Here is a 21,729-nt window from a genome sequence, read left to right as displayed (position 1 = left end):
GTAAGTTGTACTAATACGACGCGATTGGGCAAAAAACGCCACAGACTTGACCCTAAGCGACCTTTTAGTTTGGCTCTAAAGTATTTATTGACGTGCCGGATTGTCGCTGCAAACGACCCGCCTCAAACTGATAAACGCTATCGACCAAAGGCAGCAAACGGGTATCGTGAGTCGCCATAATCACGGTTTTCCCACGGGCTGCGGCCAGAATATCCTGCATCAAAGCCTGACTGGTCGGGCCATCCAGACTGGCCGTAGGCTCGTCCAGAAACCAGATATGGGCGGGTGACAACAACACGCGCGCCAGACACAGGCGGCGCTGCTGCCCAAGGGACAACTGCTGTCCCCCTTCACCCAACCAAGTGTCCAGCCCTTGGGGTAAATCACGTACCACACTGTCCAGTTGAGCATCGTGAAGAACCTGCCAGATTTGTTGCTCTGAAGCAGTCGGCTCAGCCAGCAAAAGATTATCCCGCACCGAGCCCAGAAACAGCGGCGAATCCTGCGCCAGCAAGGCACAATGATCAAACCAGCTGGCGCGGCTCCAATGCTGGGCCGCTTCACCCTCTACCCGATACTGCTGACCCGTGACGGGCAACAAGCGCATCAGCACGCCCAGCAAGGTGGACTTGCCCGAACCGCTAGGCCCAAAAATGGCAATATGCTCACCGGCTTTAACCTGTAGCGACAAATGATCCAGCACCGGCTGCGAACCGTAGGCAAAGCTCAGATCCGTGATTTCCAGAGAGGCCGGCTTATCCAGCACAATCGCCTGCCCTTGCTCCTGATCGGTATCTTCAGGTTCATCCAGAATCGACAGCAAACGATTACTGGCCGCCTGCACTTCTCCCAAACGGGACGCGCCGCGCATCATGGGGGCCATGATTTCGAACAAGCCCAGCAAAGCCAATACCAGCCCCACCCACAGGGGACCGCTCATCGCTTGCACATTGACTTGCTGCGCTCCGACCAACAGGCAAGTCATCAAGGCCACACCCATCAAGACCTGCTGGGAAAACTGCCCAACAATGCCCCAGCCATTACTGCGCAAACGAGCCTGCCCCAATTCCTGGCCAAGTTTGTCCACTTGCCCCTGCACCGCGTCAGCAGCGGCAAACACCTGAATATCGGCATAGGCACGAATGGCCTGATGCACCAGAACACGTTGGCGATTTTCCAGTTGATGAACCAACTGGGCCGCACGGCTGGCACCGCGAGCACAGATATACGGGATCAGACAGGCCGCCATCAACAAGCAAGCCAGAATCAGCCAGGCCCACCAGGACAGCCAGGTTTGCAGCAACACGCTAAACACCAGGCCTGCCACGACAGCGGTAGTCAACGGCACCAAAATCAGCAGAAGGACCAGATCCAGCACAGCCACATCGGAAGTCAGACTGGACGCCAGTTCTCCATCCCGGAATTGGGCCAGGCGCGACTGACTGAAACGACTCAAGCGTCCAAAAACAAGGCTACGAATACGTACTTGCAGATCCAGGGTCAGCGCATGACCAACTACTCGCTCCAGATACCGGGAAGCGATACGCCAGAAAGACAAGCCTCGAATCATGGCCGAAGGGCCGAACAGATTGAATACGATGCCCATGGTTGCCAGGAAAGCGCTGCTTAGAAACCAGCCCGCTACCCCCAAAAGCCCTACACCCGCCGCTACCGTGCTGATCGCCAGAAGAACCGTAAACAACAAGGCCCCGCGTCGTGCGCGCAGACTGGAACCTAAAAGACGAAACCAGGCTTTCATGCCGTCAGAACTCCTTGGGCGATGTGCAGCTGGTTCGAGCACATTGCCGCCAGTTCCTGGTCATGCGTGGCCACCACCAGACAGCGCCCCTGACAGAAATGCAGAATATTGCGCATGACGCGGTCCCGTGTCGCCGCATCCAGGCGAGAGCTGGGTTCGTCCAGCAAGACCACATGCGGGTCCGTCAGGAACAGGCGGGCCAGTGCCAGACGCTGAATCTGACCGCCGGAAAGACCAAACCCGCCTTCGCCCAGCGCCGTCTGCAAGCCATCTGGCAAGGTACGCACAAACTCAGCCGCACAGGCTTGTTCAAGGGCTTGCCACAGTTGTTCATCACTAGCTTGGGGAGCAGCCAGACGCAGGCCATCAGCAATGGTCCCCATGGCTAAAAAGGCCTGCTGGGAAATCAGCACGACTCCGTCATGACGCGTCAGCAAACGCCCGGCCGTATCATTGTTGCGCAGCAGAATTTCGCCCTGCGCCAGGGGACGCAAGCCAATCAGGCTTTCCAGCAAGCTGGTCTTGCCGGAACCACTGGCCCCTAGCACTGCGTAGGACTGATCTATATAAAGTTGCAAACCGGGCACTTCCAGCAAAGTCTCCTGCCCGCCCAGTTGCGGCAAATGCAGATGACGCAATACCAGTACCGGCAAATTGGGGAAAACCGCTTCGGCGTCTGCACTGGTGGGAGCGGCAGGAATCAGGTCCTGCCCCAAGCTCGCCCACAGTCGGTCAAGCTCTACCGCAGCAGCACGTGCCGCTGCCCGATCGTGATAATTGGCGGCCAATTGGCGCAAGGGCTGGTAGGCCTCCGGGGCCAGGAGCAAACAGAACAAGCCTTGTTGCAAGCTGATGCCCGAAAAGGACTCGCCCAGATAGCCCAGGTAACCCAAACCAATATATACAGCGATCCCGGCCACACCCAAGGCCGCAAAAAACTCCAGTACAGCCGATGACAGGAATGCGATACGCAGCACCTTCATGGTGCGTGTGCGCAACTCCTGGCTGGCCAGTTCCACACGGTGCAACTCATCCTGCCCGCGCCCCATCAGACTTAGGGTAAAAATCCCGCGCAAACGGTCCGCAAAAAAACCAGACAGGCGCAAGGTTGTTTGTTGTTGCTCACGGCTGGCAGCCTCCGCGCCCCACCCCACCAGGGCCATGAACAAAGGAATCAAAGGCGTGCTCAACAACAGAATCAAGGAAACAATGCCGTCCACGGGCAACACCGCCAGCACCAGTGCCAAAGGCACCAGAGCCGCAGCCGCCATGCAAGGGATGTATCGCGTCACAAAGCCGTCCAGAGCTTCGACTTGCGTGATCAAACTGGTAGAAAGCTCACCGCTATTGCTGGCCCGCAAACGGGGTACGGTGCTGCGGAACAAGCGGGCAAACAACTCGGAGCGCTGTCCTTGTTTCAGCTGTTCCGACACCTTCTGCGCACGCCGCTCACCCAACGCGGAAATGGCGGCGCGCAGCAGCAAGAGTGCAGCCACCATCAAGATAGAGAAAAGCTGCCCTGTCCAGGGCAGGCCATCGACCACAATTGCCTGCACAATCTTTGCCAGCAACCAGGCCTGGGGAATCAGTAAAGCGCCCGCCAGCACCGGTGCCAGCATGGAGGCCCGCAAAGCCGTGCGGGCGCGGCTGGAGAACTGCCCCAGCCATTGTTGCGCCGTTGGACTTTGCGGTGTCAATCAGACCTCGATATCGGCATTGGCTTTGGAAGAGGCCGCGTTCTGCAAAGCCGTGCTCTCACGCAGCTCGAACCACATCGCATTCAGGATGGAGAATGCGCAGGCAAGACCCAAACCTAAAACCCAAGAGAAGTACCACATATGCGCTGGCCTCCTTAGTAAGAATGAGAAGAATCTTTCATGCTGGCAACCGATACCTTGCCACGCATTACGCTGTACACCCAGGAGGTATAGAGCACGATGATGGGCAAGAACACCAGTGTCACCAGCAGCATGATCCACAAGGTCAGATGACTGGCCGAGGCATCAAACAAGGTCAGGCTGGAGCCTGGGTTCAAGGACGAAGGCAAGAGGAAGGGGAAGACCGCAAAGCCAAAGGTCAGAATGATGCCGGCCAGCGCCAGGGAAGAGAACAGCAGGGCCAGCAGACCACGGCCACGGCCAGCCAGCAATGCACCCAGCAGCAGACCTGCGAAACCGACAATGGGCGCCGCCCACAATGCAGGCCAGGTCCGGTAGTTGGCCAGCCAGGCGCCTTCCACCATCTCGACCGTCTTGCCAATGGGGTTGGACATGGCATGAGCCACCTCAGGCCAAGGCATGCTGTAGCCATTCATGGCGCTAATCCACCAGCCACCGGCAGCAAAAGCCACGATGGACAGCAGCCCCAAAGGCATGGCCCAGGCACGCGCACGACGAGCTACATGATCACTACCTTTCCAGGCCACTACCACCGCGCCCTGGAATGCCAGCATCAAGACACTGAGCAACCCGCACAGAATGGCAAAGGGCTGGAACAGACCAAAGAAATTGCCTTGGTACATCGGACGCAGTGTAGTTTCGTCAAAGCCGAATGGAACGCCCAGCATGACGTTGCCAATAGCCACCCCGAATACCAGGGCACAAACCAGACCGGAAGCGGTCCAGATTGCGTCCCAGTTGCGACGCCAGCGTGACGAGCTGAGCTTGCTGCGGTACTTGATGGCAACCGGGCGCACGATCAAGGCCACCAACAGCAGCATCATGGCCAGGTAAAAGCCCGAGAAAGCCATGGCATACAACAGGGGCCAGGCCGCAAAAGCGACCCCACCGGCCACGATCAGCCAGACCTGGTTACCTTCCCAGACCGGGCCAATCACGTTGTACAGCGTGCGCCGCTCGTCATCGCTGCGGGCAACCAGTGGCAACACCATGGCCACACCCAGGTCTGCCCCGTCCATGATGGCAAAGGCAGCCAGCAGCACGCCCAGCAGCAACCACCAGACGATGCGCAAGGTGTCGTAATCGAGAAGAATCAAATTTTCCATGATGGTTCCCCCTCCTTAACCGCGCAGCAACGGAGCGTTGCGCGAACCATAAGACAAAGCGGAAGGTGTGACGGTCTCGCCAGCCTCGTCCGGACCTTTGCGAATCGAATGCAGCATGACCTTGATGCCAATCACCGCCAGGGTGCTGTAGAGCAAGAGGAAGATGGTCATACTGATCATCAAGTCCACAAAGGACAGGCCGGAAGCGGCATAGTAAGTCGGCAAGACGCCTTCAATCGCCCAGGGCTGACGTCCGAATTCGGCCACAAACCAGCCACATTCGATCGCGACCCAAGGCAGGGGAATGCTCCAGACCGCCGCTTTGAGCAAGCGCGGATGACGTTGCAGACGGTCACGCGAGGCCAGGAAGAAGGCCACACCAAAGAACAGGATGAAGTACAGCCCCAACGCCACCATGATGCGGAAGCTCCAGAACAAGGGCGCAACCTGTGGCACCGTGTCCCAGGCAGCCTGGGCGATAGTGTCAGTATCCGCTTTGGTGATGTCGTCTGTATAACGCTTGAGCAGCAAGGCGTAACCCAGGTCCTTCCAGTTATTGTCAAAGACGCGGCGTGCCTCGACATTACTCGCATCGGCACGAACTAACTGAAGCGCCTCGTAAGCGCGCAAGCCATTGGCAATACGGATCTTGGCATGCTCGACCAGCTCATTGATACCCAGCATGGGGGTACTGACCGAGCGCGTCCCGATCAAGCCCATCACCCAAGGTATCTCGATAGCGAAGCGATTTTCACGGGCTTCCTGATCCGGCCAGGCCAGAAGATTGAAGCTGGCAGGCGCTTCCTCGGTTTCCCACATGGACTCCATGGCCGCAATCTTCATTTGCTGGTGTTCTGTCGTCAGGTAACCACTTTCGTCACCCAGCACCACCACGGACAGGGACGCTGCCAAGCCGAAACTGGCCGCTACCGTCATCGAGCGCTTGGCCAGATCAATATGGCGACCACGCAGCAAATACCAGGCACTGATGCCCATCACGAACATGGCACCCAGGACATAACCGGCACTGACGGTATGAACAACTTTGGCTTGCGCAACGGGATTGAGAATGACCTCGGCAAAGTCGGTCATTTCCATACGCATGGTGTGGGGGTTGAAGATGGCACCGACCGGGTTTTGCATCCAGCCGTTAGCGACCAGAATCCACAAGGCCGACAGGTTGGTACCGATGGCAACCAGCCAGGTAACAATCAGGTGTCCCAGCTTGGAGAGGCGATCCCAGCCGAAAAAGAACAGGCCAACAAAGGTGGCTTCCAGGAAAAACGCCATCAAACCTTCGATGGCTAGCGGCGCTCCGAAAATATCGCCAACATAGTGGCTGTAATAGGCCCAGTTCATGCCGAACTGAAACTCCATCACAATCCCGGTGGCCACACCCAGGGCAAAGTTAATGCCAAAGAGCACGCCCCAGAACTTGGTCATGCGACGCCAGATGGCCTTGCCCGTCATGACATAGACGCTTTCCATAATGGCCAGCAAAAAAGACAGGCCCAGCGTCAAGGGAACAAATAAAAAGTGGAACATCGCGGTGGAAGCAAATTGCAACCGCGACAAGGTAACGACATCCAGATCAATCATGACGACCCCCAGTTTGATCAGCTTTGCGAATCTTCCCGGCGAACCCCAGCACTTTCTGAACTTTGCTACCTAAACGCATCAGATTTTGCAGGGTCTCGGGCGGTAAGTGATGAACCTCGTCAAACCAACCACAAGCCAACTCGATCAATTCCAGCATTTCGTTAATGCGCTGCTGCCCATATTCCTCTTCCTCATTTACGGGCGCCTCCATAAGGATACTTCGCAATAAGGTCAATGTGGGATCAATCTCGCGCTTGCGCTTTTCCTCCACCAAGGTACGGAAAATATCCCATACATCCTTGGGAGATTCAAAGTATTCGCGGCGCTCGCCGATCTTGTGCGTCATGTTGACCAGTCGCCAAGACTGCAACTCGCGCAAGCTCATGCTGACATTGGAGCGGGAGATACCTAGCGTTTCGGCAATCTCGTCGGCGTGGAGGGCTTCGGGCGCAATAAACAGCAACGCATAGATCTGGCCCACCGTCCGGTTGACCCCCCAGCGCCCGCCCATCTCCCCAAAGTGCAGAATGAAACGCTCTGCCTGTGGTCCTAGATTCATGGCTTCCTGAATTTTCAGTAATTACTGAAATTACAAAACAAGACGTATCTTAACCCTAAACTATTCTGCTTGCCACTGGTCCAAGAGCATCTGACCTTACAATTTGCCTCCTGCAAATCTGCATGCCAAGCAGACACTTCACGTTTACAATTTCGCCATGAATACACCGGCACTTTTAGATCCCGCCCATATCCTGTCCTCAGCTCAACGCACCTTCGCCATTGAAGTTGACGCGTTACAAGCGCTGGGCGGGCGTCTGGACCAAAGTTTTGTAGAAGCCACCCAACTGCTCGTGCACTGTCAGGGTCGCGTGGTGGTGACCGGCATCGGCAAGTCCGGCCATGTGGCACGCAAGATTGCGGCTACCCTGGCGTCAACGGGCACCCCCGCTTTTTTCATGCACGCTGCCGAAGCCCTGCACGGCGACCTGGGCATGATTACCAAGCAGGACGTGGTCATTGCCATTTCCTACTCCGGCCAGGCCCAGGAACTGGTGACCGTGCTGACCGTGCTGCGCCGCATGGGTGCCAAGCTGATTGCCATCACCGGCAATGCCCAGTCCGAACTGGCCCAAAATGCCGACCTGCATCTGGATGCGCATGTGGAGCATGAAGCCTGCCCGTTGAACCTGGCCCCCACAGCCAGCACTACCGCCGCATTAGTATTAGGTGATGCACTGGCCGTTGCCTGCCTGGAAGCACGAGGCTTCAGCCGCGAAGATTTCGCCCGCTCCCACCCTGGCGGCGCGCTGGGTCGTCAATTACTGACGTTTGTGCGCGACATCATGCGCAGCGGCGAACAATTGCCCATTGTTTCCCCCGAGACCCTGGTTCCCGATGCCCTGATAGAAATGTCCAGCAAAGGCATGGGCATGACCATTGTCACTGACTCGCAAGGCCATCCCGTGGGGATGTTCACTGATGGCGACCTGCGCCGCCTGATTGCACGCGCAGGCGACATACGCAAGCTGCCCGTGTCCGAAGGCATGTCACGCGAACCGCGCAGCATTGCGGCCGAAGCCCTGGCCATTGAAGCGGCCGAGCAAATGGATGCCCTGCGTATCAGTCAAATGCTGGTATTGGACACAAACGGGCTACTATTGGGAGCACTGCACATGCACGACCTGTTGGCTGCAAAGGTAATCTGATCATGATGAATACGCCCACCATCCCGCTCCACCCCGCTGAAGCACAAATTCTGGCCAAGCTGCCCGAGAACGTGCGCAACCAGTTACGTCAGTTGCGCATGATGGTGTTTGACGTGGACGGCGTGCTGACCGACGGACGCCTGTGGTACAGCGCAAACGGCGAGGAATTCAAGAGCTTTCACGCTCTGGATGGCCATGGCTTGCGCATGCTGGGCGAAAGCGGCATTCATGTTGCCCTGATTACCGGGCGCGAAAGCGGCATCGTGTCGCGTCGCGCTGCCGAACTGGGGATTCCTTTTGTCCACCAGGGTGTCCGCGACAAGATTGCAACCCTGACCCAACTGGCTCAGGAAAACGGCCTGTCTTTAAGCGAAGTGGGTTACATGGGCGACGACCTGATCGATCTGCCCGCCATGCAGCGCGTGGGGTTTTCCGCCAGCGTGCCTGAAGCTCCCTTCTATATCAGTCAAATTGCCAGCTGGGTTGCGACGCAGCCCGCCGGCCACGGCGCAGTGCGAGAATGCTGTGATGCCATCCTGGCCTCCCAGGGTCGCCTTGCCGCCTTTATTACAGGTGGTCCCTTGAAGACCACAGGAGTCATCCAGTAATCATGCGTGACCGTCTACCCACCGTCATTTCACTGCTGTTGCTGACCATGCTGGTGCTGGCAACGCTGTGGGCGGTCGATTACACCCAGAGCTCGGTTGCCATTGATCCCCCGCGCCGTGTTACCCACGAGCCCGACTCATGGGCGCGCGACTTCACCATGATCAGCTCTGACCAAACCGGAATGGCCATCAGCCGCCTGGATGGCAAGATTGCCTACCACTACCCGGATGACGACTCGCACGACATCACCTCCCCGCGCGCGGTCAGCAACCGGGCGGACTCGCCCTTGACGATTGCCACCTCCGATACCGCGCATATGAATGCAGGCGGGGACATGATCACCATGACAGGCAACGCCCATATTCACCGCCAGGCCACCCCCGAGGATGAAGCCATGGATGTGCGCAGCGAAGTGCTGATCATCCTGCCCGAAGAGGACGTGGTGTACACCAACGAACCGGCATTGGTCGTCAATGGCCAGTCCACCATGCGCGGTACCGGGATGCGTTACGATAATCGCGTTCGCCAATTGAACGTCATGTCGGAATCCGACGTTAAAATCTCGGGCCAACAAACACAAAAAGCGCGTTCTTCCAATAGTTCTAAGGATTCCCCTCCATGACCACGCCTGACAGCGCCCGCCTGGGCCACAAGCCCATGCTCTCATTTAGCCTTTTGCGTGGTGCCCTGGCCCTGTGCCTGAGCACTGCAACCCTGGCTTTGCTGCCTACGGCCCCGGCTCTGGCCCAAGCGGCTGCCTCTGCTGCCGCCGAACCGGACACCTCCGTGCTGTCCGACACCCTGACTTACGACGATATTGCCAAGCAGACGATCTACAAGGGCAACATCATCCTGACTCGTGGCGCCATGACCTTGATGGCAGACCAGTTGGCGATCGAGCAAGATGCGGAAGGTTTCCAGCACGGCACGGCCACGGTCAGCGAGCGCGCCCGCGTGACGATTCGCCAGGAAGATCCGGCCAAATTTGAACTGATGGTCGCTGAAGGTGTCCGAGCTATCTACAACGGTAAAACCGAAGAGGTCGAACTGATTGGCAAGGCTGTCGTCAATCGTTATGTTTGCGGCAAGCTGCAGGACTCAGTCCAGGGCCAGCGCATTATCTATCGCCAAAAAGATGGCACGTACCAAGCCTTTGGCGGCTCGGACTCCGCCACACGTGATGGCCGGGTCCGTTCTGTGGCCCGCCCACGCGCCAATGCCGATGCTGCTCTGGCCGAATGCCAACGCAAGTCCTCCCCACGCAAATAGCCCGGACCCCTTTGAATCATGGTTGCTCCTAACAACCCGTCTACCCCTACCCGCGCCAGCCACTCGACCAAAGGCAGCCTGATTGCGCAAGGACTGCGCAAGACCTACGGCAAACGTACCGTCGTGCAGGATGTTTCCCTGACTGTGGAAAGCGGCGAAGTGGTGGGCCTGCTAGGCCCGAACGGGGCTGGCAAAACCACCAGCTTCTATATGATTGTGGGCATTGTGGCCGCCGATGCAGGCCGTATTGAAATTGATGGCACGCCCATTACTGCCATGCCCATGCACAAGCGGGCGCGCCTGGGCCTGTCCTATCTGCCTCAGGATGCCTCCGTCTTTCGCCGCCTGACGGTCGAAGAAAACATCCGCGCCGTGCTGGAGCTGCAACTGGACGATAACGGTCGCAGCATCAGCAAGAACGATATCAACGAGCGCCTGGAAACCCTGATTAGCGAACTGCAAATTGCACACATCCGACAAAATACCGCCCTATCCCTGTCTGGTGGCGAGCGCCGCCGCGTAGAAATTGCCCGCGCGCTCGCCAGCAACCCCCGTTTTATTTTGCTGGACGAACCCTTTGCCGGGGTGGACCCGATCGCCGTGATTGAAATTCAGCGCATCGTACAGTTTCTGAAAGGCCGCAATATTGGTGTGCTGATTACCGACCACAACGTGCGCGAAACGCTGGGCATCTGTGACCGCGCCTACATCATCAGCGAAGGCACAGTACTGACAAGCGGGCACCCATCCGAGATCATCGACAACGAAGCCGTGCGCAAGGTTTATCTGGGATCGAACTTCCGAATGTAAGCCGATTTTTGGCCCTGTAACGGGGCCAATCAAAACAAGGGTTATCCAGCACATCACAGATTGATTCAGGTCATGTTATCTGACCCACATATAGGTATACTGGAATATCCAGGATCAGTAGTAAGGAGGCTAAAGACGATCAACCTTCCCCTTCTTGAACACGTTGTTTGACTACTACGGAGAGCCTATATGAGCCTTAATATCACTGGCCGTAATCTTGACATAACTCCTGCCATTCGCGACTACGTCAAAAGCAAAATTGGTCGAATTGAAAAACATTTCGATAACGTAGTTGACTCGCAGGTTATGCTTTCCATTGAACGTCTGAAGCACAATGCCGAAGTAACCGTCCGCGTTCCCGGCAAAGATATACACTGCGCCTCTTCAGACGAAAACTTGTATGCTGCTATCGATCTGCTGGCCGATAAAATCGACCGCCAGATTCTGAAATACAAGGAAAAGGCAAACAGCCATGCGCATGAGCCCGCCAAGCGGCTCGAAGTTCCGGCAGCCTGATCACGCCGAACTGTTACAGCGGGCATAGCCTGCCGACAAACCCCGTTCTTTCAGAAGTTCGGGGTTTTGTGTTTCTTGGCACAGTGTCCGCCTGTTGTTAGCCATCCAAAAAATGTTTAGCTAAAAAACATTCCCCCCTATAATGGCCGTCATGAATCTCTTGTCGCGTATTTTGCCTTTGTCCAACGTGGTTCTGGATCTTGCTGTTACCAGCAAGAAGCGCGCTTTTGAACAAGCCGGTCTGATTTTCGAGAACCATCACGGCATTGCCCGGACAGCCGTTTTCCATAGCCTGATCGCTCGCGAGCGTCTGGGCTCCACCGCCCTTGGGCACGACGTTGCCGTCCCGCATGGCCGCATCAAGGACTTGAAAGAGCCTTGTGCCGTTTTCATGCGTCTGGCCGAGCCGGTGCGTTTTGATGCCAGCGACGGTCGCACTGCCAGCCTGCTGTTCTTTTTGCTGGTTCCCGAAACGGCTACTCAAATCCACTTGGACCTGCTGGCCGAAATCGCCCGTTTGATGGCCGATCAGGACATTCGCCAGGCACTGGCCCAGGAAACGGACCCTGTTCAAATCCACCAGATCCTGACCCAGACCCCTGATCTCAACGCGGACGACCCCGATGCTGACAGTTCAAGAACTGGTCAATGATAATAGTGACAAGCTCGAGGTAAGCTGGGCGGCCGGTAAACACGCTGCTCAACGTCCCATCCCCGATCTTGGCGCCTCTGCCGCGGATCTGGTCGGCCACCTGAACCTGATCCACCCTGGCCGCATCCAGGTTTTCGGTCCTGAAGAACTCTCTTTCTACAACCGCTTTGACGTCAAACGTCGCCTGCATCATCTGGATGATCTCAGGCAAGGCGGTGTTCCTGCCCTGTTCATCGCCAACGACGCTGTTGCGCCCGATGACCTGATCCAGTTTTGCGAAGAGCAAGGCGTACCACTGCTCTATACCCCTATCGATGCCGCCCAGCTGATTGACTTGCTGCGCATCTATCTGGGCAAGCGTCTGGCCCCGAAAACCACCATGCATGGCGTCTTCATGGACGTATTGGGCCTGGGGGTACTGATTACCGGCGAATCCGGTCTGGGCAAAAGCGAACTGGCGCTGGAACTGATCTCCCGTGGACACGGACTGGTCGCGGACGACGCGGTGGAACTGTCCCGCACGGCGCCCAATATGATTGATGGCCAATGCCCACCCTTGCTGCAAAACCTGCTGGAGGTACGCGGGCTGGGCTTGCTGGACATCCGCACCATTTTCGGTGAAACCTCGGTTCGCCGTAGAATGAAGCTTAAATTAATTGTGCACCTGGTTCGCTCCAACCCCGACAGCTTCGAGCGTCTGCCTACCCAGGACCAGACCCAGGAAGTGCTGGGGGTCGACATCAAACGCGTCATGCTCCAAGTGGCCGCAGGCCGAAACCTGGCCGTGCTGGTAGAGGCCGCCGTGCGCAACACTATTCTCGCCTTCCGCGGCATTGATACCATGGGCGACTTCATCGAACGCCAGGCATTGGCTATCATGAATAGTCGCGAAGACTAGGCACCTAAGGGTCTGTTAGCATTAAACGGCCCTGACGGCTTTGTCCTGTTTCACCTAACCGCTGCCCAACGGGCAGTGACTCGGAGCCCTTTGCCACGATGCTGAAAGTTGTATTGATTACCGGCATATCCGGTTCGGGAAAATCAGTTGCCTTGCGCTTGCTGGAAGATACCGGCTATCTGTGCATCGACAACTTGCCACCCCGATTTCTGGCCGAATTTGTCGAACGCTCTGCCGAACAAGGGCTGGAGCGGCTTGCCGTTGCGATTGATGTGCGCGGCGCCGGTGATCTGGACATTCTTCCCGGCGTCATCAGCAAACTGAATGAAGAAGGCTACGCCCTGCGCGTCCTGTTTTTGAACGCCAGCGATCACACCCTGATGCAGCGTTACTCGGAATCGCGCCGCCGACATCCGCTGACAGACCGTTTGCGTCAGGATGGCCGCTCGCCTTCCTTGCAGGAATGTATTGAGGTCGAACGTGAAATGACGGCCCCCTTGCGCGAGCTGGGCCACATTATCGACACCACCGACCTTACCCCCGGCCAGCTACGTGCCTGGATTCGCGATCTGGTACAGGCCGATCGCGCCAGCGTGGTACTGACCTTCGAGTCCTTTGCCTACAAGCGTGGCGTACCGGGCGATGCGGACCTGGTTTTTGACGTGCGCTGCCTGCCCAACCCCCATTACGACCCGGAGCTGCGCCCCATGACGGGTCGCGACGAGCCGGTTGCCAAATGGCTGGCCCAGTTCGGTTCTGTAGAAACCATGGTGGATGATATTGCAGGCTTTGTACGCCGCTGGCTACCTTTATATATGCAGGACACTCGCAATTACCTGACGGTCGCCATTGGCTGCACAGGCGGACAACACCGTTCCGTGTACGTTACCGAACAACTGGCGCTGCGCTTTGCTGATTACGCCCCCTTGCTGGTGCGCCATCGCAATCAACCGCCCATCAATCCCGTCCCATGAGCCATCCGACTTTACTCAAACTGGGCGCCGCCTTGAGCATTCTGGCCATATTGGCCGGATGCGCATCCAGCCCAAAGCGCGCCAAATCCAAAGCCAAACCAGGGGCTACCGTTTCGGCACCACGCGGAGGAGGTTATTACAAAGATGATGGCCCCGACGACCGAATACCCGTCAATCTTCACGCCACCCCCGACGCAGTTCCCCGAATAGAACCCATCGCCCGCAGCAATACCCGCCCCTATACCGTGCTCGGCAAAAGCTTTGTTCCACACACCTCGCACAAAGCCTTTACCCAGACCGGCACCGCATCCTGGTATGGACGCAAGTTTCACGGCAAGAAAACCGCCAATGGCGAGACCTACGATATGTACGCTATGACAGCGGCACATCCCACCTTGCCCATTCCCAGCTACGCCCGCGTCACCCGGCCCAAAACCGGCAAATCTGTGATTGTGCGCATTAATGATCGCGGGCCGTTCCACAGCTCCCGCATCATCGACCTGTCCTATGTCGCGGCAGCCAAGCTGGATTTGATTGCGCCTGGCAGCGGTACAGTGGTGGTTGAAACGATCACTCAGGAAGAAATTCGTAGCGGCAGCTTTAGTCGTGAAGAGGTCAATGTGGTTGAAGCGCCCGCCGCCCGCACGGCACCGGCCCCTGCAGCACCCAAATCCAGTCTGACCATCACGGAAAAACTGGAGCCTACCCCTGACGCCCTGGCCGCTCTGCCTCCCGAAGAACTGACGGTTGAGCTGGACGATACGCCCAGCTGGAGCAGCGATGCCAACGATCAGCAGCTGATCGTACAGTCTTCGTCCACGGCAAGCAGCAAACCCCAGGCCCCATCAGGCCAGAATCGGGTCTACCTGCAATTTGGTGCTTTCTCCGCACGCGAAAATGCCGCCGCACTGGCTCAGCAGTTGAACCGTCAGATTTCACAAGTGGAATACCGGGATGCCCAGGTTCAGATGCACAAGGATTTGTACCGTGTGCAAATTGGCCCTTATCAGAACCGGACCGAAGCAATCAATGCGGCTTACCGCATCCAGCAGAAAACCGGCTTGAGCCCCTCGGTTGCCGTACGCTAAGTCACACCCGGCCCACCAAACAAAACAGCCCCTTCACGGGGCTGTTTGTATTCTACGCTCCGGCCTGCGACACCGTGCCTGAAACCCGGACATCCTAGTCCTTGGGCGAATTTGCCAAACCCCAGGCATACAGAACATCACGAGGAATCCCGGTCGCCTGACTGGCGATCCGGGCGGCATCACGCAGCGAGACCTGTTCCAGCAAGACTTTCATCCAACGCTCTGTTGTGGCATCCAACGCAGGCGCATCCTCGTCCACTTCGCGAAGAGCGTCATGCAGAATCAGGACAAACTCACCCTGCTCCCGATGGCTGTCCTCGTCCAGCCAAGCCAGCGCCTGCCCCAAAGGCACGGTATGAATCTGCTCGAAACGCTTGCTTAGTTCACGCGCAAAAGTCAGTTCACGCTCCGGCCCACACACCTCTTCCATATCACGCAAGGCGGCTCGCAAACGGTGAGGGGACTCGAACATCAATACCGGCATCCCCAGGCTGGACCAGTGCTGTAGCCACTTGCGGCGTGCCACGGTTTTGGGCGGCATGAAACCGGCAAAGGCAAAAGCGGGGTTCTCGTCACTGGTTGCGCCACTGCCCATCAAAGCCGTAATAACAGCCGATGCTCCGGGCAGAGGGACGACCTGAAAACCTGCTTCCCGCACCGAGCGCACTACACGAGCACCAGGATCGCTGACAGCGGGCGCGCCTGCATCCGACACCAAAGCCACTCGTTGCCCTTGCTCCAGCCGTTCGATAATGGCTTGAGCCGCTTGCGCCTCGTTATGCCGATGGGCAGCCATCAAGGGCGTTTGTATGCCCCAGGCCTGCAGAAAAGGACGCGTAGCCCGCGTATCCTCTGCCGCAATAATGTCGCACAGTTCCAGCGCCTGCCAGCCGCGCAGGCTAAGGTCTCCCATATTGCCAATGGGCGTGGCCACTACATACAGGCAAGACTGCGGCCAGACTTGGCCTTGCACCTTGTCCATCATGCTTTGCCAGACGCCGGCATTCCCTGTTCGGTTTTCGGTATCGCTCATGCTCGATCCTGCTTGTTCATCTTCATGCATTCCTATGAATCCCTTTGAATACGCTCGCCAGGCTCAAAACCGGCAATTGCGGCGCAGGCGGCGTAGTCGTCCTGCCGCCAGAAAGGAAAAACCCCTGCGTTCGCCCAGCCAGGAAAGCGGCGATCAAGCCGAACAACGGGCCTGCGATCATGTCACCGCTCACGGCGCCCGCGTTCTGGCGCGTCAACTGGGTACTCGCTTTGGGGAAATTGACCTGGTTCTATGGCACCAGGAACATCTTGTCTTTCTGGAAGTGCGCCAGCGCAATCACAAGGGCTACGGCGGAGCGCTTGCCAGTGTAAACCGGGATAAGCAACGGCGCTTGATCCTGACCGCACAACAATGGCTGCCCACGCTATGCCAGCGCTATTTCCAGGGCAAGCTGCCCGCCTGCCGTTTTGACGTGATCGCCATTGAAGGCGAGACTCTGCGCTGGATCCAGAACGCCTTCGAGCAGCGTTGAACAATAAGCAGTAGCAAAGCCACCCTGGGAATTTTCAGACAAAAGCGCTGTCTTATACAAAAATCCCCGCCGCCACCCCGTATTTCGGCCCTGTTACAGCATCTCGTTTCAATACCGTGGCGTTTTTTTCAACATGACACGATCTGCCTGCCCCACGGGGAAATTCTCCGTGCGATAATGCGCGCTATGGACCTTATCGCCTTAATGACTTCGCATTTCGACGATTCCGTCGATACTCTCAAAGCCAGCACACGCGAACTGGCCGAACCTTTGGCCGCCGCTGTCGAGCTGTTGTTTGCCACCTTGGCCAACGACGGCAAGATTCTGGCCTGCGGAAACGGCGGATCAGCAGCCGACGCCCAGCACTTTATTGCTGAGCTGGTGGGCCGCTTTGAGCGCGACCGTTTGCCCCTGGCTGGCATTGCCTTGAATACCGACACCTCCATCATGACGGCGGTGGGGAATGACTATGGCTTTGACAGCATCTTTGAACGCCAGGTCAGCGCCTTGGGCCAGACTGGCGATATTCTGGTGGCCATCTCCACCAGCGGCAATTCGCCAAACGTGATTCGCGCCATTGAAGCGGCTCGCGAGCGCGATATGGTCATCATTGCCCTGACCGGCAAAGGCGGCGGGCAAATCGCCGACCTGCTCTCGGATACCGACATCCATCTGTGCGTACCGCACGATCGAACCATGCGTATTCAGGAAGTACACATTGTTCTGTTGCATGCCATGTGCGATGGCATTGATGCGCTGCTGCTCGGAGATCCACTATGAAACACCGTTTGATTCTGGCCGCCCTGCTGGCCAGCACTACTCTGACCGGTTGCGGTCTGCTGGTAGTTGGCGGCGCTGCTGCCACGACTGCCGTTGTCGCTACCGACCGCCGTACCACAGGCGAACAGGTCGAGGACAAAACCATTGTCATGAAAGCCGGCGCGGAAACACGCCGCCTGCTGGAAAACAAGGAAGGCCGCATCAACACCACGTCTTACGCCGGGGTTGCCCTGCTGACGGGCGATGTGCCTACCCAGGCCGACAAGGAAGAAGCCGCGCGCCTGGTTTCCAAGGTTGATAAGGTAACCCGCGTGGTTAACGAATTGCGTGTGGGCGAACCGACCCCCTTGAGCGTACGCTCGAACGATTCCTGGATCACCACCCGCGTCAGCACCGCCTTGCTGAACGCCAAGGACGTTCCCAGCCGCACGATCTCCACCACCACCGAGCGTGGCGTAGTCTACCTGCTGGGCCGCGTCACCCACGAAGAAGGTGAACGCGCTGCGATTGCTGCCTCCAGCGTCCCTGGCGTAAACAAGGTGGCCAAACTCTTTGAGTACGTCAGTGCCGAAAGCCTGGCACAGCCTTTGAGCACCAATAACCAGCCAAGCAATACCTCTGGCACAGCGGCCCCTGCAGCTGAGCCTGCGCCCGCCTCCTCTGTAGAAGTTATGCCCGTCCAATGAAAAAAGTAGTCATCATTGCCTTTGTTGTTGCCATCGCCGTCGGTCTGGGCGTCTGGACCATGTCCGGTGGCAGCTCCAAGGCCAGCGCTCCCGATGTCGCCTTTACCGATCTGAATGGCAAGCACTTTGAAACCAAAGACTTGCAGGGCAAGGTCGTCCTGGTGAAGTTCTGGGCTACGGACTGCACCACCTGCGTGGCGCAAATGCCCGACAACATCGAGAACTTCAATGCCTTGTCCGGAAAAGGCTTTGATATCGTGGCCGTGGCCATGAAGCACGACCCCATCAATTACGTGCGCAACTTCACCCAATCCCGCCAACTGCCGTTCACGGTTGTCCATGACGACAAGGGCGAAATCGCGAAGGCTTTTGGGGACGTCCGTTTGACGCCCACAGCCTTTTTACTCGACAAACAGGGCCACATCATCAAGCGCTACCTGGGTAACTACGACAAGCAGGAATTCATTGCCACTGTCGAAAAAGCCCTGGCCAGCAGCTAAAAGCCTGTTTCTGCCCCCAGCCACATAACCCCGGGTACCAGCAGTGGACCCGGGTTTTCTTCAAGTGAGCGCATCAATGAGCACCACAGATTCGCAGAATTACTCCTCGACCGTCAAAGCAGACGTTTTGTCCGAGGCCCTGCCTTATATTCGTCGTTTCCACGGCAAGACCGTTGTCATCAAGTACGGTGGCAACGCCATGACCGAAGAAGCCTTGCAGCGCAGCTTTGCCCATGATGTCGTCTTGCTCAAGCTGGTTGGCCTGAACCCCGTTGTGGTGCACGGTGGTGGTCCCCAGATCAATGACGCTCTCAAACGGGTAGGCAAAGAAGGCACCTTCATTCAGGGCATGCGCGTCACCGATGCAGAAACCATGGAAGTGGTGGAGTGGGTGCTGGGCGGGCAGGTGCAGCAAGACATCGTGATGATGATTAATGAAGCCGGCGGCAAGGCGGTGGGTCTGACCGGAAAAGATGGCGGCATGATTCGCGTCACCAAGAAAATGCTGCCCGATGCCGAACACCCTGGCGAGCTGCTGGATATTGGCTTTGTGGGTGATATTGAAAGCATCCAGCCTGAAGTGGTCAAAGCCCTGCAGGACGATCAGTTCATCCCCGTGATCTCTTCAATCGGTTACGGCGAGGACGGTCAGGCCTACAACATCAATGCCGACGTGGTTGCCGGCAAGATGGCCGAAGTGCTTAGCGCTGAAAAACTGGTCATGCTGACCAACACCCCCGGTGTGCTGGACAAGGCAGGCCAGTTGTTGCGCCGTCTGTCGGCCCAGACTATTGATGAGCTGTTTGCCGATGGCACGATCTCCGGCGGCATGCTGCCCAAGATCTCTTCGGCCCTGGATGCAGCACGCAATGGCGTCAACTCCGTACATGTCATTGACGGCCGTGTCCCCCACTGCCTGTTGCTGGAAATCCTGACTGACCGTGGTGTTGGCACCATGATCAGCTCGCATTAATCCGTGCGCGCTCCTATCCGTGCCCATGCCTGGGCACGGCCTTTGTCAGCCTGTCAGACAGATGAAACCATCTGGCTGTTTGATCTGGATAACACCCTGCACAATGCCTCCAAAGGCATTTTCCAGGCGATTGACGGGCGCATGCGCATCGGTGTGGCGCAAACGCTGGGGGTGGATATGGACGAGGCCGACCGGCTGCGTCTGGAATACTGGAAGCGTTACGGCGCCACCATGATCGGCCTGCAACGCCACCACGGAGCAGATCCGGCCACCTTCCTGAAGCACGCTCACGACTTTGACGTGCCCTCCCTGATCAGCGCCGAGCCAGGTCTGGCCTACCAGTTACGCCGTCTGCCCGGCTACAAACTGCTGCTGACCAATGCGCCGCTGGAGTATGCACAGCGTGTCCTGAAAGCCTTGAATCTACTGCCTGTTTTTGACGGGCTCTGGGCCATCGAGCACATGCAGCTGCAAGGCCGTTATCGCCCCAAGCCCTCTCAGGCATTGATGAAGCAGGCTCTGGCCGTGTTGAAGTCTCAGGCCCGCGACATTGTGCTGGTCGAAGATACCCTGCGCAATCTGAAAAGTGCCCGCCAGCTAGGGATGCAGACCATCCACATCTATAACGCAGGCACTCCGTTCAGCGCTCTATATCATGGACGCAGCCCGTATGTTGACCATCGCATCAACCGCATCGCGCAACTGGTCAAAAACTGGCCACGCCCCTAAGCCTGCTTAGAACGCCAGCTGGCGCTCCCCTTGCTGGATGGTGACCCACTTCAATTCGGTCATGTCCGCAATCGAATAGCGGCCATTTTCCTTGCCGTAGCCACTGTCCTTGAAACCACCGAAAGGCGCGTTCGGATCATCATCAAACGAGTTGTCGTTGATGTGAACCGAACCTGCCTCAATGCGCTCGGCAAAATCCATGGCCTTTTGCAGATCATTGGTCAGGATGGCAGAGGACAAGCCGTAAGAGGTGTCATTGGCCATTTCCAGGGCGTGCTCGTAATCGCGTGCCTTGTAGATGGCTGCCACAGGGCCAAAGGTTTCTTCGTGGTACAGGTGCATGTCCGGGGTCACATCGCACAAGGCGGTCGGCTGAATCACATTGCCCTCACGGCCACCACCTGCCAGCAAGGTTGCCCCCTTGGAGACGGCATCCTGAATATGGGCCTGCACAAAATCAGCCTGTTCGGAGCTGATCAAGGGGCCCACGGCCGTTTGCGGCAAAGCGGGATCACCAATAGGAATGCGGGCAACCTGCTTGGCAAAGGCTTCGCAGAACGCATCGTAAATACCCTGCTCCACGATGATGCGCGAATTGGCCATGCACACCTGGCCCTGATTGAAATAGATGCCGAAAGCAGCAGAGCGCACGGCGTAATCCAGCGTGGCATCATCCAGCACCACCACCGGGCTTTTACCGCCCAGCTCCAACACAATGCGCTTTTGATGACGACCCGCCAGATCGGCCAGGATACGGCCCACTCGAGCCGAACCCGTGAAGGTCACCAGCTTGACGCGCGGATCGGAGAACAAGGTATCGCCCAGGGCTTCGTCCGTCGTCAGCAGCACCGTCAACACACCGGGGGGCAGGCCCGCTTCTTCCAGAATCTCTGCAAACATCAGCGCGGCCATAGGCGTGTGCGGCGAAGGCTTCAGGATGAAGCTGTTACCCGCAGCCAGCGCAGGCGCCAGTTTCTTGCCATTGAGCAACAGGGGCGCATTGAAAGGACCAATCCCGGCTACCACCCCCAAGGGGCGACGAATGCTCATGGAAATACGGCCAGGCAGATCCGAAGGCATGGTTTCACCCCGAATATCGCGGGTCTGACCGGCAGCAATACGGAAGGTGCTGACGATGTAATCGCACTCGAACATGGCCTTGCCAAAGACATTACCGCCCTCTTCAACCAGCACACGCACGATGTCGTCGCGGCGGCGTTCCACAATGTCGGCCGCACGGCACAAGATGGCTTCACGTTCACGGGCCAGCATCTTGCCCCAGGCACGCTGTGCACGTTCTGCACTGGCCAGCGCTTCTTCAATGTCCTGCTTGGTCGCAAGGAAAACACGTGCCAGCGCTTTGCCCGTGTAAGGATTGACCAGATCCTTATGCGATTGGCCTTCCGACTTCCAGGCCTGTCCGTTGATGTAGGGGTAGATCTGCTTTAGCTGCTCTGTCATGACTGCTCCTTTCCTGTATTGTCTCCAGGTGCGCTTTGGGCACCCTTCATGGTTAAACCCGATAGCCACCGAGGTGCGCCATAGCTCACCATGCAGTACTGTCTTAGATACTATTCTTGAGCCGATTGCCTCTCTGTGTCGTGGACTGGGGCGCAGCCCAATCTGGACAATGACGCAGAAGACGGAAAAA

The 21,729-nt window shown here is 57.5% G+C and carries 24 protein-coding genes; 16 read left to right on the top strand and 8 right to left on the bottom strand.

The annotated features are described in order from the left end of the window. Window positions 1-64 precede the first annotated feature (64 nt). Genes cydC through Q9R35_RS11710 form a run of 6 tightly spaced genes read right to left on the bottom strand, consistent with a single transcriptional unit; the run spans window position 65 to window position 6,921 of the window. Window positions 65-1,759, bottom strand: coding sequence for a thiol reductant ABC exporter subunit CydC (cydC, locus tag Q9R35_RS11735; protein ID WP_311219889.1), 1,695 nt, complete (start codon window positions 1,757-1,759; stop codon window positions 65-67). Continuing rightward, entirely contained in the window at window positions 1,756-3,456 is a 1,701-nt protein-coding gene (gene cydD, locus Q9R35_RS11730) for a thiol reductant ABC exporter subunit CydD (protein WP_311219888.1), read from the bottom strand. Before cydD ends, cydC begins: the two co-directional genes overlap by 4 nt. Next, window positions 3,457-3,597, bottom strand: a complete 141-nt coding sequence (cydX, locus tag Q9R35_RS11725) for a cytochrome bd-I oxidase subunit CydX (protein ID WP_042486696.1) — start codon at window positions 3,595-3,597, stop codon at window positions 3,457-3,459. 14 nt (window positions 3,598-3,611) lie between these two features. Continuing rightward, window positions 3,612-4,763 (bottom strand): cytochrome d ubiquinol oxidase subunit II, encoded by a 1,152-nt coding sequence (cydB, locus tag Q9R35_RS11720; protein ID WP_042486698.1) that lies wholly within the window; start codon window positions 4,761-4,763, stop codon window positions 3,612-3,614. Between the two features lie 15 nt (window positions 4,764-4,778). Beyond that, on the bottom strand, window positions 4,779-6,362 hold the full coding sequence (locus Q9R35_RS11715; RefSeq protein ID WP_109089166.1) for a cytochrome ubiquinol oxidase subunit I: 1,584 nt from the start codon (window positions 6,360-6,362) through the stop codon (window positions 4,779-4,781). Next, on the bottom strand, window positions 6,355-6,921 hold the full coding sequence (locus Q9R35_RS11710; protein WP_042486704.1) for a GbsR/MarR family transcriptional regulator: 567 nt from the start codon (window positions 6,919-6,921) through the stop codon (window positions 6,355-6,357). The genes Q9R35_RS11715 and Q9R35_RS11710 overlap by 8 nt, the downstream gene beginning before the upstream one ends. A gap of 157 nt (window positions 6,922-7,078) precedes the next feature. Here Q9R35_RS11710 and Q9R35_RS11705 point away from each other — a divergent pair, with 157 nt between their 5' ends. The 10 genes from Q9R35_RS11705 (at window position 7,079) to Q9R35_RS11660 (ending at window position 14,884) form a co-directional block, all read left to right on the top strand. Further along, window positions 7,079-8,068 (top strand): SIS domain-containing protein, encoded by a 990-nt coding sequence (locus Q9R35_RS11705; protein WP_042486706.1) that lies wholly within the window; start codon window positions 7,079-7,081, stop codon window positions 8,066-8,068. Between the two features lie 2 nt (window positions 8,069-8,070). Continuing rightward, window positions 8,071-8,676 (top strand): HAD hydrolase family protein, encoded by a 606-nt coding sequence (locus tag Q9R35_RS11700; protein ID WP_311219887.1) that lies wholly within the window; start codon window positions 8,071-8,073, stop codon window positions 8,674-8,676. 2 nt (window positions 8,677-8,678) lie between these two features. Continuing rightward, the gene (lptC, locus tag Q9R35_RS11695; RefSeq protein ID WP_042486709.1) at window positions 8,679-9,299 is read left to right on the top strand and encodes an LPS export ABC transporter periplasmic protein LptC; all 621 of its coding nucleotides are present in this window, start codon (window positions 8,679-8,681) and stop codon (window positions 9,297-9,299) included. Continuing rightward, the gene (gene lptA / locus Q9R35_RS11690; protein WP_042486714.1) at window positions 9,296-9,946 is read left to right on the top strand and encodes a lipopolysaccharide transport periplasmic protein LptA; all 651 of its coding nucleotides are present in this window, start codon (window positions 9,296-9,298) and stop codon (window positions 9,944-9,946) included. The genes lptC and lptA overlap by 4 nt, the downstream gene beginning before the upstream one ends. An 18-nt stretch (window positions 9,947-9,964) precedes the next feature. Continuing rightward, complete coding sequence (lptB, locus tag Q9R35_RS11685; protein ID WP_311219886.1) at window positions 9,965-10,756, top strand: LPS export ABC transporter ATP-binding protein; 792 nt, start codon at window positions 9,965-9,967, stop codon at window positions 10,754-10,756. A gap of 189 nt (window positions 10,757-10,945) precedes the next feature. Beyond that, entirely contained in the window at window positions 10,946-11,272 is a 327-nt protein-coding gene (hpf, locus tag Q9R35_RS11680; protein ID WP_009458652.1) for a ribosome hibernation-promoting factor, HPF/YfiA family, read from the top strand. A gap of 151 nt (window positions 11,273-11,423) precedes the next feature. Further along, the gene (locus tag Q9R35_RS11675; RefSeq protein WP_042486920.1) at window positions 11,424-11,924 is read left to right on the top strand and encodes a PTS sugar transporter subunit IIA; all 501 of its coding nucleotides are present in this window, start codon (window positions 11,424-11,426) and stop codon (window positions 11,922-11,924) included. Continuing rightward, complete coding sequence (gene hprK / locus Q9R35_RS11670; RefSeq protein ID WP_042486723.1) at window positions 11,896-12,822, top strand: HPr(Ser) kinase/phosphatase; 927 nt, start codon at window positions 11,896-11,898, stop codon at window positions 12,820-12,822. The genes Q9R35_RS11675 and hprK overlap by 29 nt, the downstream gene beginning before the upstream one ends. Before the next feature lie 98 nt (window positions 12,823-12,920). Further along, window positions 12,921-13,796, top strand: a complete 876-nt coding sequence (gene rapZ, locus Q9R35_RS11665) for an RNase adapter RapZ (RefSeq protein WP_042486727.1) — start codon at window positions 12,921-12,923, stop codon at window positions 13,794-13,796. Then, window positions 13,793-14,884, top strand: coding sequence for a septal ring lytic transglycosylase RlpA family protein (locus Q9R35_RS11660; protein ID WP_270117387.1), 1,092 nt, complete (start codon window positions 13,793-13,795; stop codon window positions 14,882-14,884). Before rapZ ends, Q9R35_RS11660 begins: the two co-directional genes overlap by 4 nt. A 94-nt stretch (window positions 14,885-14,978) precedes the next feature. Here the strand turns inward: Q9R35_RS11660 and rsmI are convergent, their stop codons facing one another. Further along, complete coding sequence (gene rsmI, locus Q9R35_RS11655; protein ID WP_063691574.1) at window positions 14,979-15,917, bottom strand: 16S rRNA (cytidine(1402)-2'-O)-methyltransferase; 939 nt, start codon at window positions 15,915-15,917, stop codon at window positions 14,979-14,981. Between the two features lie 34 nt (window positions 15,918-15,951). Between rsmI and Q9R35_RS11650 the strand changes: the two genes are divergently transcribed. The 6 genes from Q9R35_RS11650 (at window position 15,952) to Q9R35_RS11625 (ending at window position 20,078) form a co-directional block, all read left to right on the top strand. Then, window positions 15,952-16,410, top strand: a complete 459-nt coding sequence (locus tag Q9R35_RS11650) for a YraN family protein (protein ID WP_045929582.1) — start codon at window positions 15,952-15,954, stop codon at window positions 16,408-16,410. A 186-nt stretch (window positions 16,411-16,596) separates the two neighbouring features. Beyond that, window positions 16,597-17,190 carry a phosphoheptose isomerase gene (locus Q9R35_RS11645; RefSeq protein ID WP_009458645.1) on the top strand — a complete coding sequence of 198 codons (594 nt, stop codon included), beginning with the start codon at window positions 16,597-16,599 and terminating at the stop codon, window positions 17,188-17,190. Continuing rightward, the gene (locus Q9R35_RS11640; protein WP_045929581.1) at window positions 17,187-17,876 is read left to right on the top strand and encodes a BON domain-containing protein; all 690 of its coding nucleotides are present in this window, start codon (window positions 17,187-17,189) and stop codon (window positions 17,874-17,876) included. Before Q9R35_RS11645 ends, Q9R35_RS11640 begins: the two co-directional genes overlap by 4 nt. Further along, entirely contained in the window at window positions 17,873-18,376 is a 504-nt protein-coding gene (locus tag Q9R35_RS11635; protein ID WP_042486742.1) for a peroxiredoxin, read from the top strand. The genes Q9R35_RS11640 and Q9R35_RS11635 overlap by 4 nt, the downstream gene beginning before the upstream one ends. 76 nt (window positions 18,377-18,452) lie before the next feature. Then, window positions 18,453-19,349, top strand: a complete 897-nt coding sequence (argB, locus tag Q9R35_RS11630) for an acetylglutamate kinase (RefSeq protein WP_042486745.1) — start codon at window positions 18,453-18,455, stop codon at window positions 19,347-19,349. Between the two features lie 3 nt (window positions 19,350-19,352). Beyond that, window positions 19,353-20,078: a pyrimidine 5'-nucleotidase gene (locus Q9R35_RS11625; protein ID WP_042486749.1), complete on the top strand. Its 726-nt coding sequence runs from the start codon at window positions 19,353-19,355 to the stop codon at window positions 20,076-20,078. Between the two features lie 6 nt (window positions 20,079-20,084). Here Q9R35_RS11625 and Q9R35_RS11620 read toward each other — a convergent pair whose 3' ends face one another. Beyond that, a complete protein-coding gene (locus Q9R35_RS11620) occupies window positions 20,085-21,539 on the bottom strand; it encodes an aldehyde dehydrogenase family protein (protein WP_311219885.1) in 1,455 nt (484 codons plus the stop codon). Window positions 21,540-21,729: the final 190 nt, after the last annotated feature.

The organism is Alcaligenes sp. AB3 (genome assembly GCF_031844565.1).
GTDB lineage: Bacteria > Pseudomonadota > Gammaproteobacteria > Burkholderiales > Burkholderiaceae_B > Alcaligenes > Alcaligenes faecalis.
The sequence above is the reverse complement of the archived record's forward strand: the minus strand, read 5'-3'. Positions and strand labels throughout refer to the sequence as shown.

Excerpts from the sequence above, each read along its gene's own strand:
- cydC (WP_311219889.1), bottom strand. The coding sequence starts at position 1,759 with ATGAAAGCCTGGTTTCGTCTTTTAGGTTCCAGTCTGCGCGCACGACGC.
- cydX (WP_042486696.1), bottom strand. The coding sequence starts at position 3,597 with ATGTGGTACTTCTCTTGGGTTTTAGGTTTGGGTCTTGCCTGCGCATTC.
- cydB (WP_042486698.1), bottom strand. The coding sequence starts at position 4,763 with ATGGAAAATTTGATTCTTCTCGATTACGACACCTTGCGCATCGTCTGG.
- Q9R35_RS11715 (WP_109089166.1), bottom strand. The coding sequence starts at position 6,362 with ATGATTGATCTGGATGTCGTTACCTTGTCGCGGTTGCAATTTGCTTCC.
- Q9R35_RS11710 (WP_042486704.1), bottom strand. The coding sequence starts at position 6,921 with ATGAATCTAGGACCACAGGCAGAGCGTTTCATTCTGCACTTTGGGGAG.
- Q9R35_RS11705 (WP_042486706.1), top strand. The coding sequence starts at position 7,079 with ATGAATACACCGGCACTTTTAGATCCCGCCCATATCCTGTCCTCAGCT.
- Q9R35_RS11700 (WP_311219887.1), top strand. The coding sequence starts at position 8,071 with ATGATGAATACGCCCACCATCCCGCTCCACCCCGCTGAAGCACAAATT.
- lptC (WP_042486709.1), top strand. The coding sequence starts at position 8,679 with ATGCGTGACCGTCTACCCACCGTCATTTCACTGCTGTTGCTGACCATG.
- lptA (WP_042486714.1), top strand. The coding sequence starts at position 9,296 with ATGACCACGCCTGACAGCGCCCGCCTGGGCCACAAGCCCATGCTCTCA.
- lptB (WP_311219886.1), top strand. The coding sequence starts at position 9,965 with ATGGTTGCTCCTAACAACCCGTCTACCCCTACCCGCGCCAGCCACTCG.
- hpf (WP_009458652.1), top strand. The coding sequence starts at position 10,946 with ATGAGCCTTAATATCACTGGCCGTAATCTTGACATAACTCCTGCCATT.
- Q9R35_RS11675 (WP_042486920.1), top strand. The coding sequence starts at position 11,424 with ATGAATCTCTTGTCGCGTATTTTGCCTTTGTCCAACGTGGTTCTGGAT.
- hprK (WP_042486723.1), top strand. The coding sequence starts at position 11,896 with ATGCTGACAGTTCAAGAACTGGTCAATGATAATAGTGACAAGCTCGAG.
- rapZ (WP_042486727.1), top strand. The coding sequence starts at position 12,921 with ATGCTGAAAGTTGTATTGATTACCGGCATATCCGGTTCGGGAAAATCA.
- Q9R35_RS11660 (WP_270117387.1), top strand. The coding sequence starts at position 13,793 with ATGAGCCATCCGACTTTACTCAAACTGGGCGCCGCCTTGAGCATTCTG.
- rsmI (WP_063691574.1), bottom strand. The coding sequence starts at position 15,917 with ATGAGCGATACCGAAAACCGAACAGGGAATGCCGGCGTCTGGCAAAGC.
- Q9R35_RS11650 (WP_045929582.1), top strand. The coding sequence starts at position 15,952 with ATGAATCCCTTTGAATACGCTCGCCAGGCTCAAAACCGGCAATTGCGG.
- Q9R35_RS11645 (WP_009458645.1), top strand. The coding sequence starts at position 16,597 with ATGGACCTTATCGCCTTAATGACTTCGCATTTCGACGATTCCGTCGAT.
- Q9R35_RS11640 (WP_045929581.1), top strand. The coding sequence starts at position 17,187 with ATGAAACACCGTTTGATTCTGGCCGCCCTGCTGGCCAGCACTACTCTG.
- Q9R35_RS11635 (WP_042486742.1), top strand. The coding sequence starts at position 17,873 with ATGAAAAAAGTAGTCATCATTGCCTTTGTTGTTGCCATCGCCGTCGGT.
- argB (WP_042486745.1), top strand. The coding sequence starts at position 18,453 with ATGAGCACCACAGATTCGCAGAATTACTCCTCGACCGTCAAAGCAGAC.
- Q9R35_RS11620 (WP_311219885.1), bottom strand. The coding sequence starts at position 21,539 with ATGACAGAGCAGCTAAAGCAGATCTACCCCTACATCAACGGACAGGCC.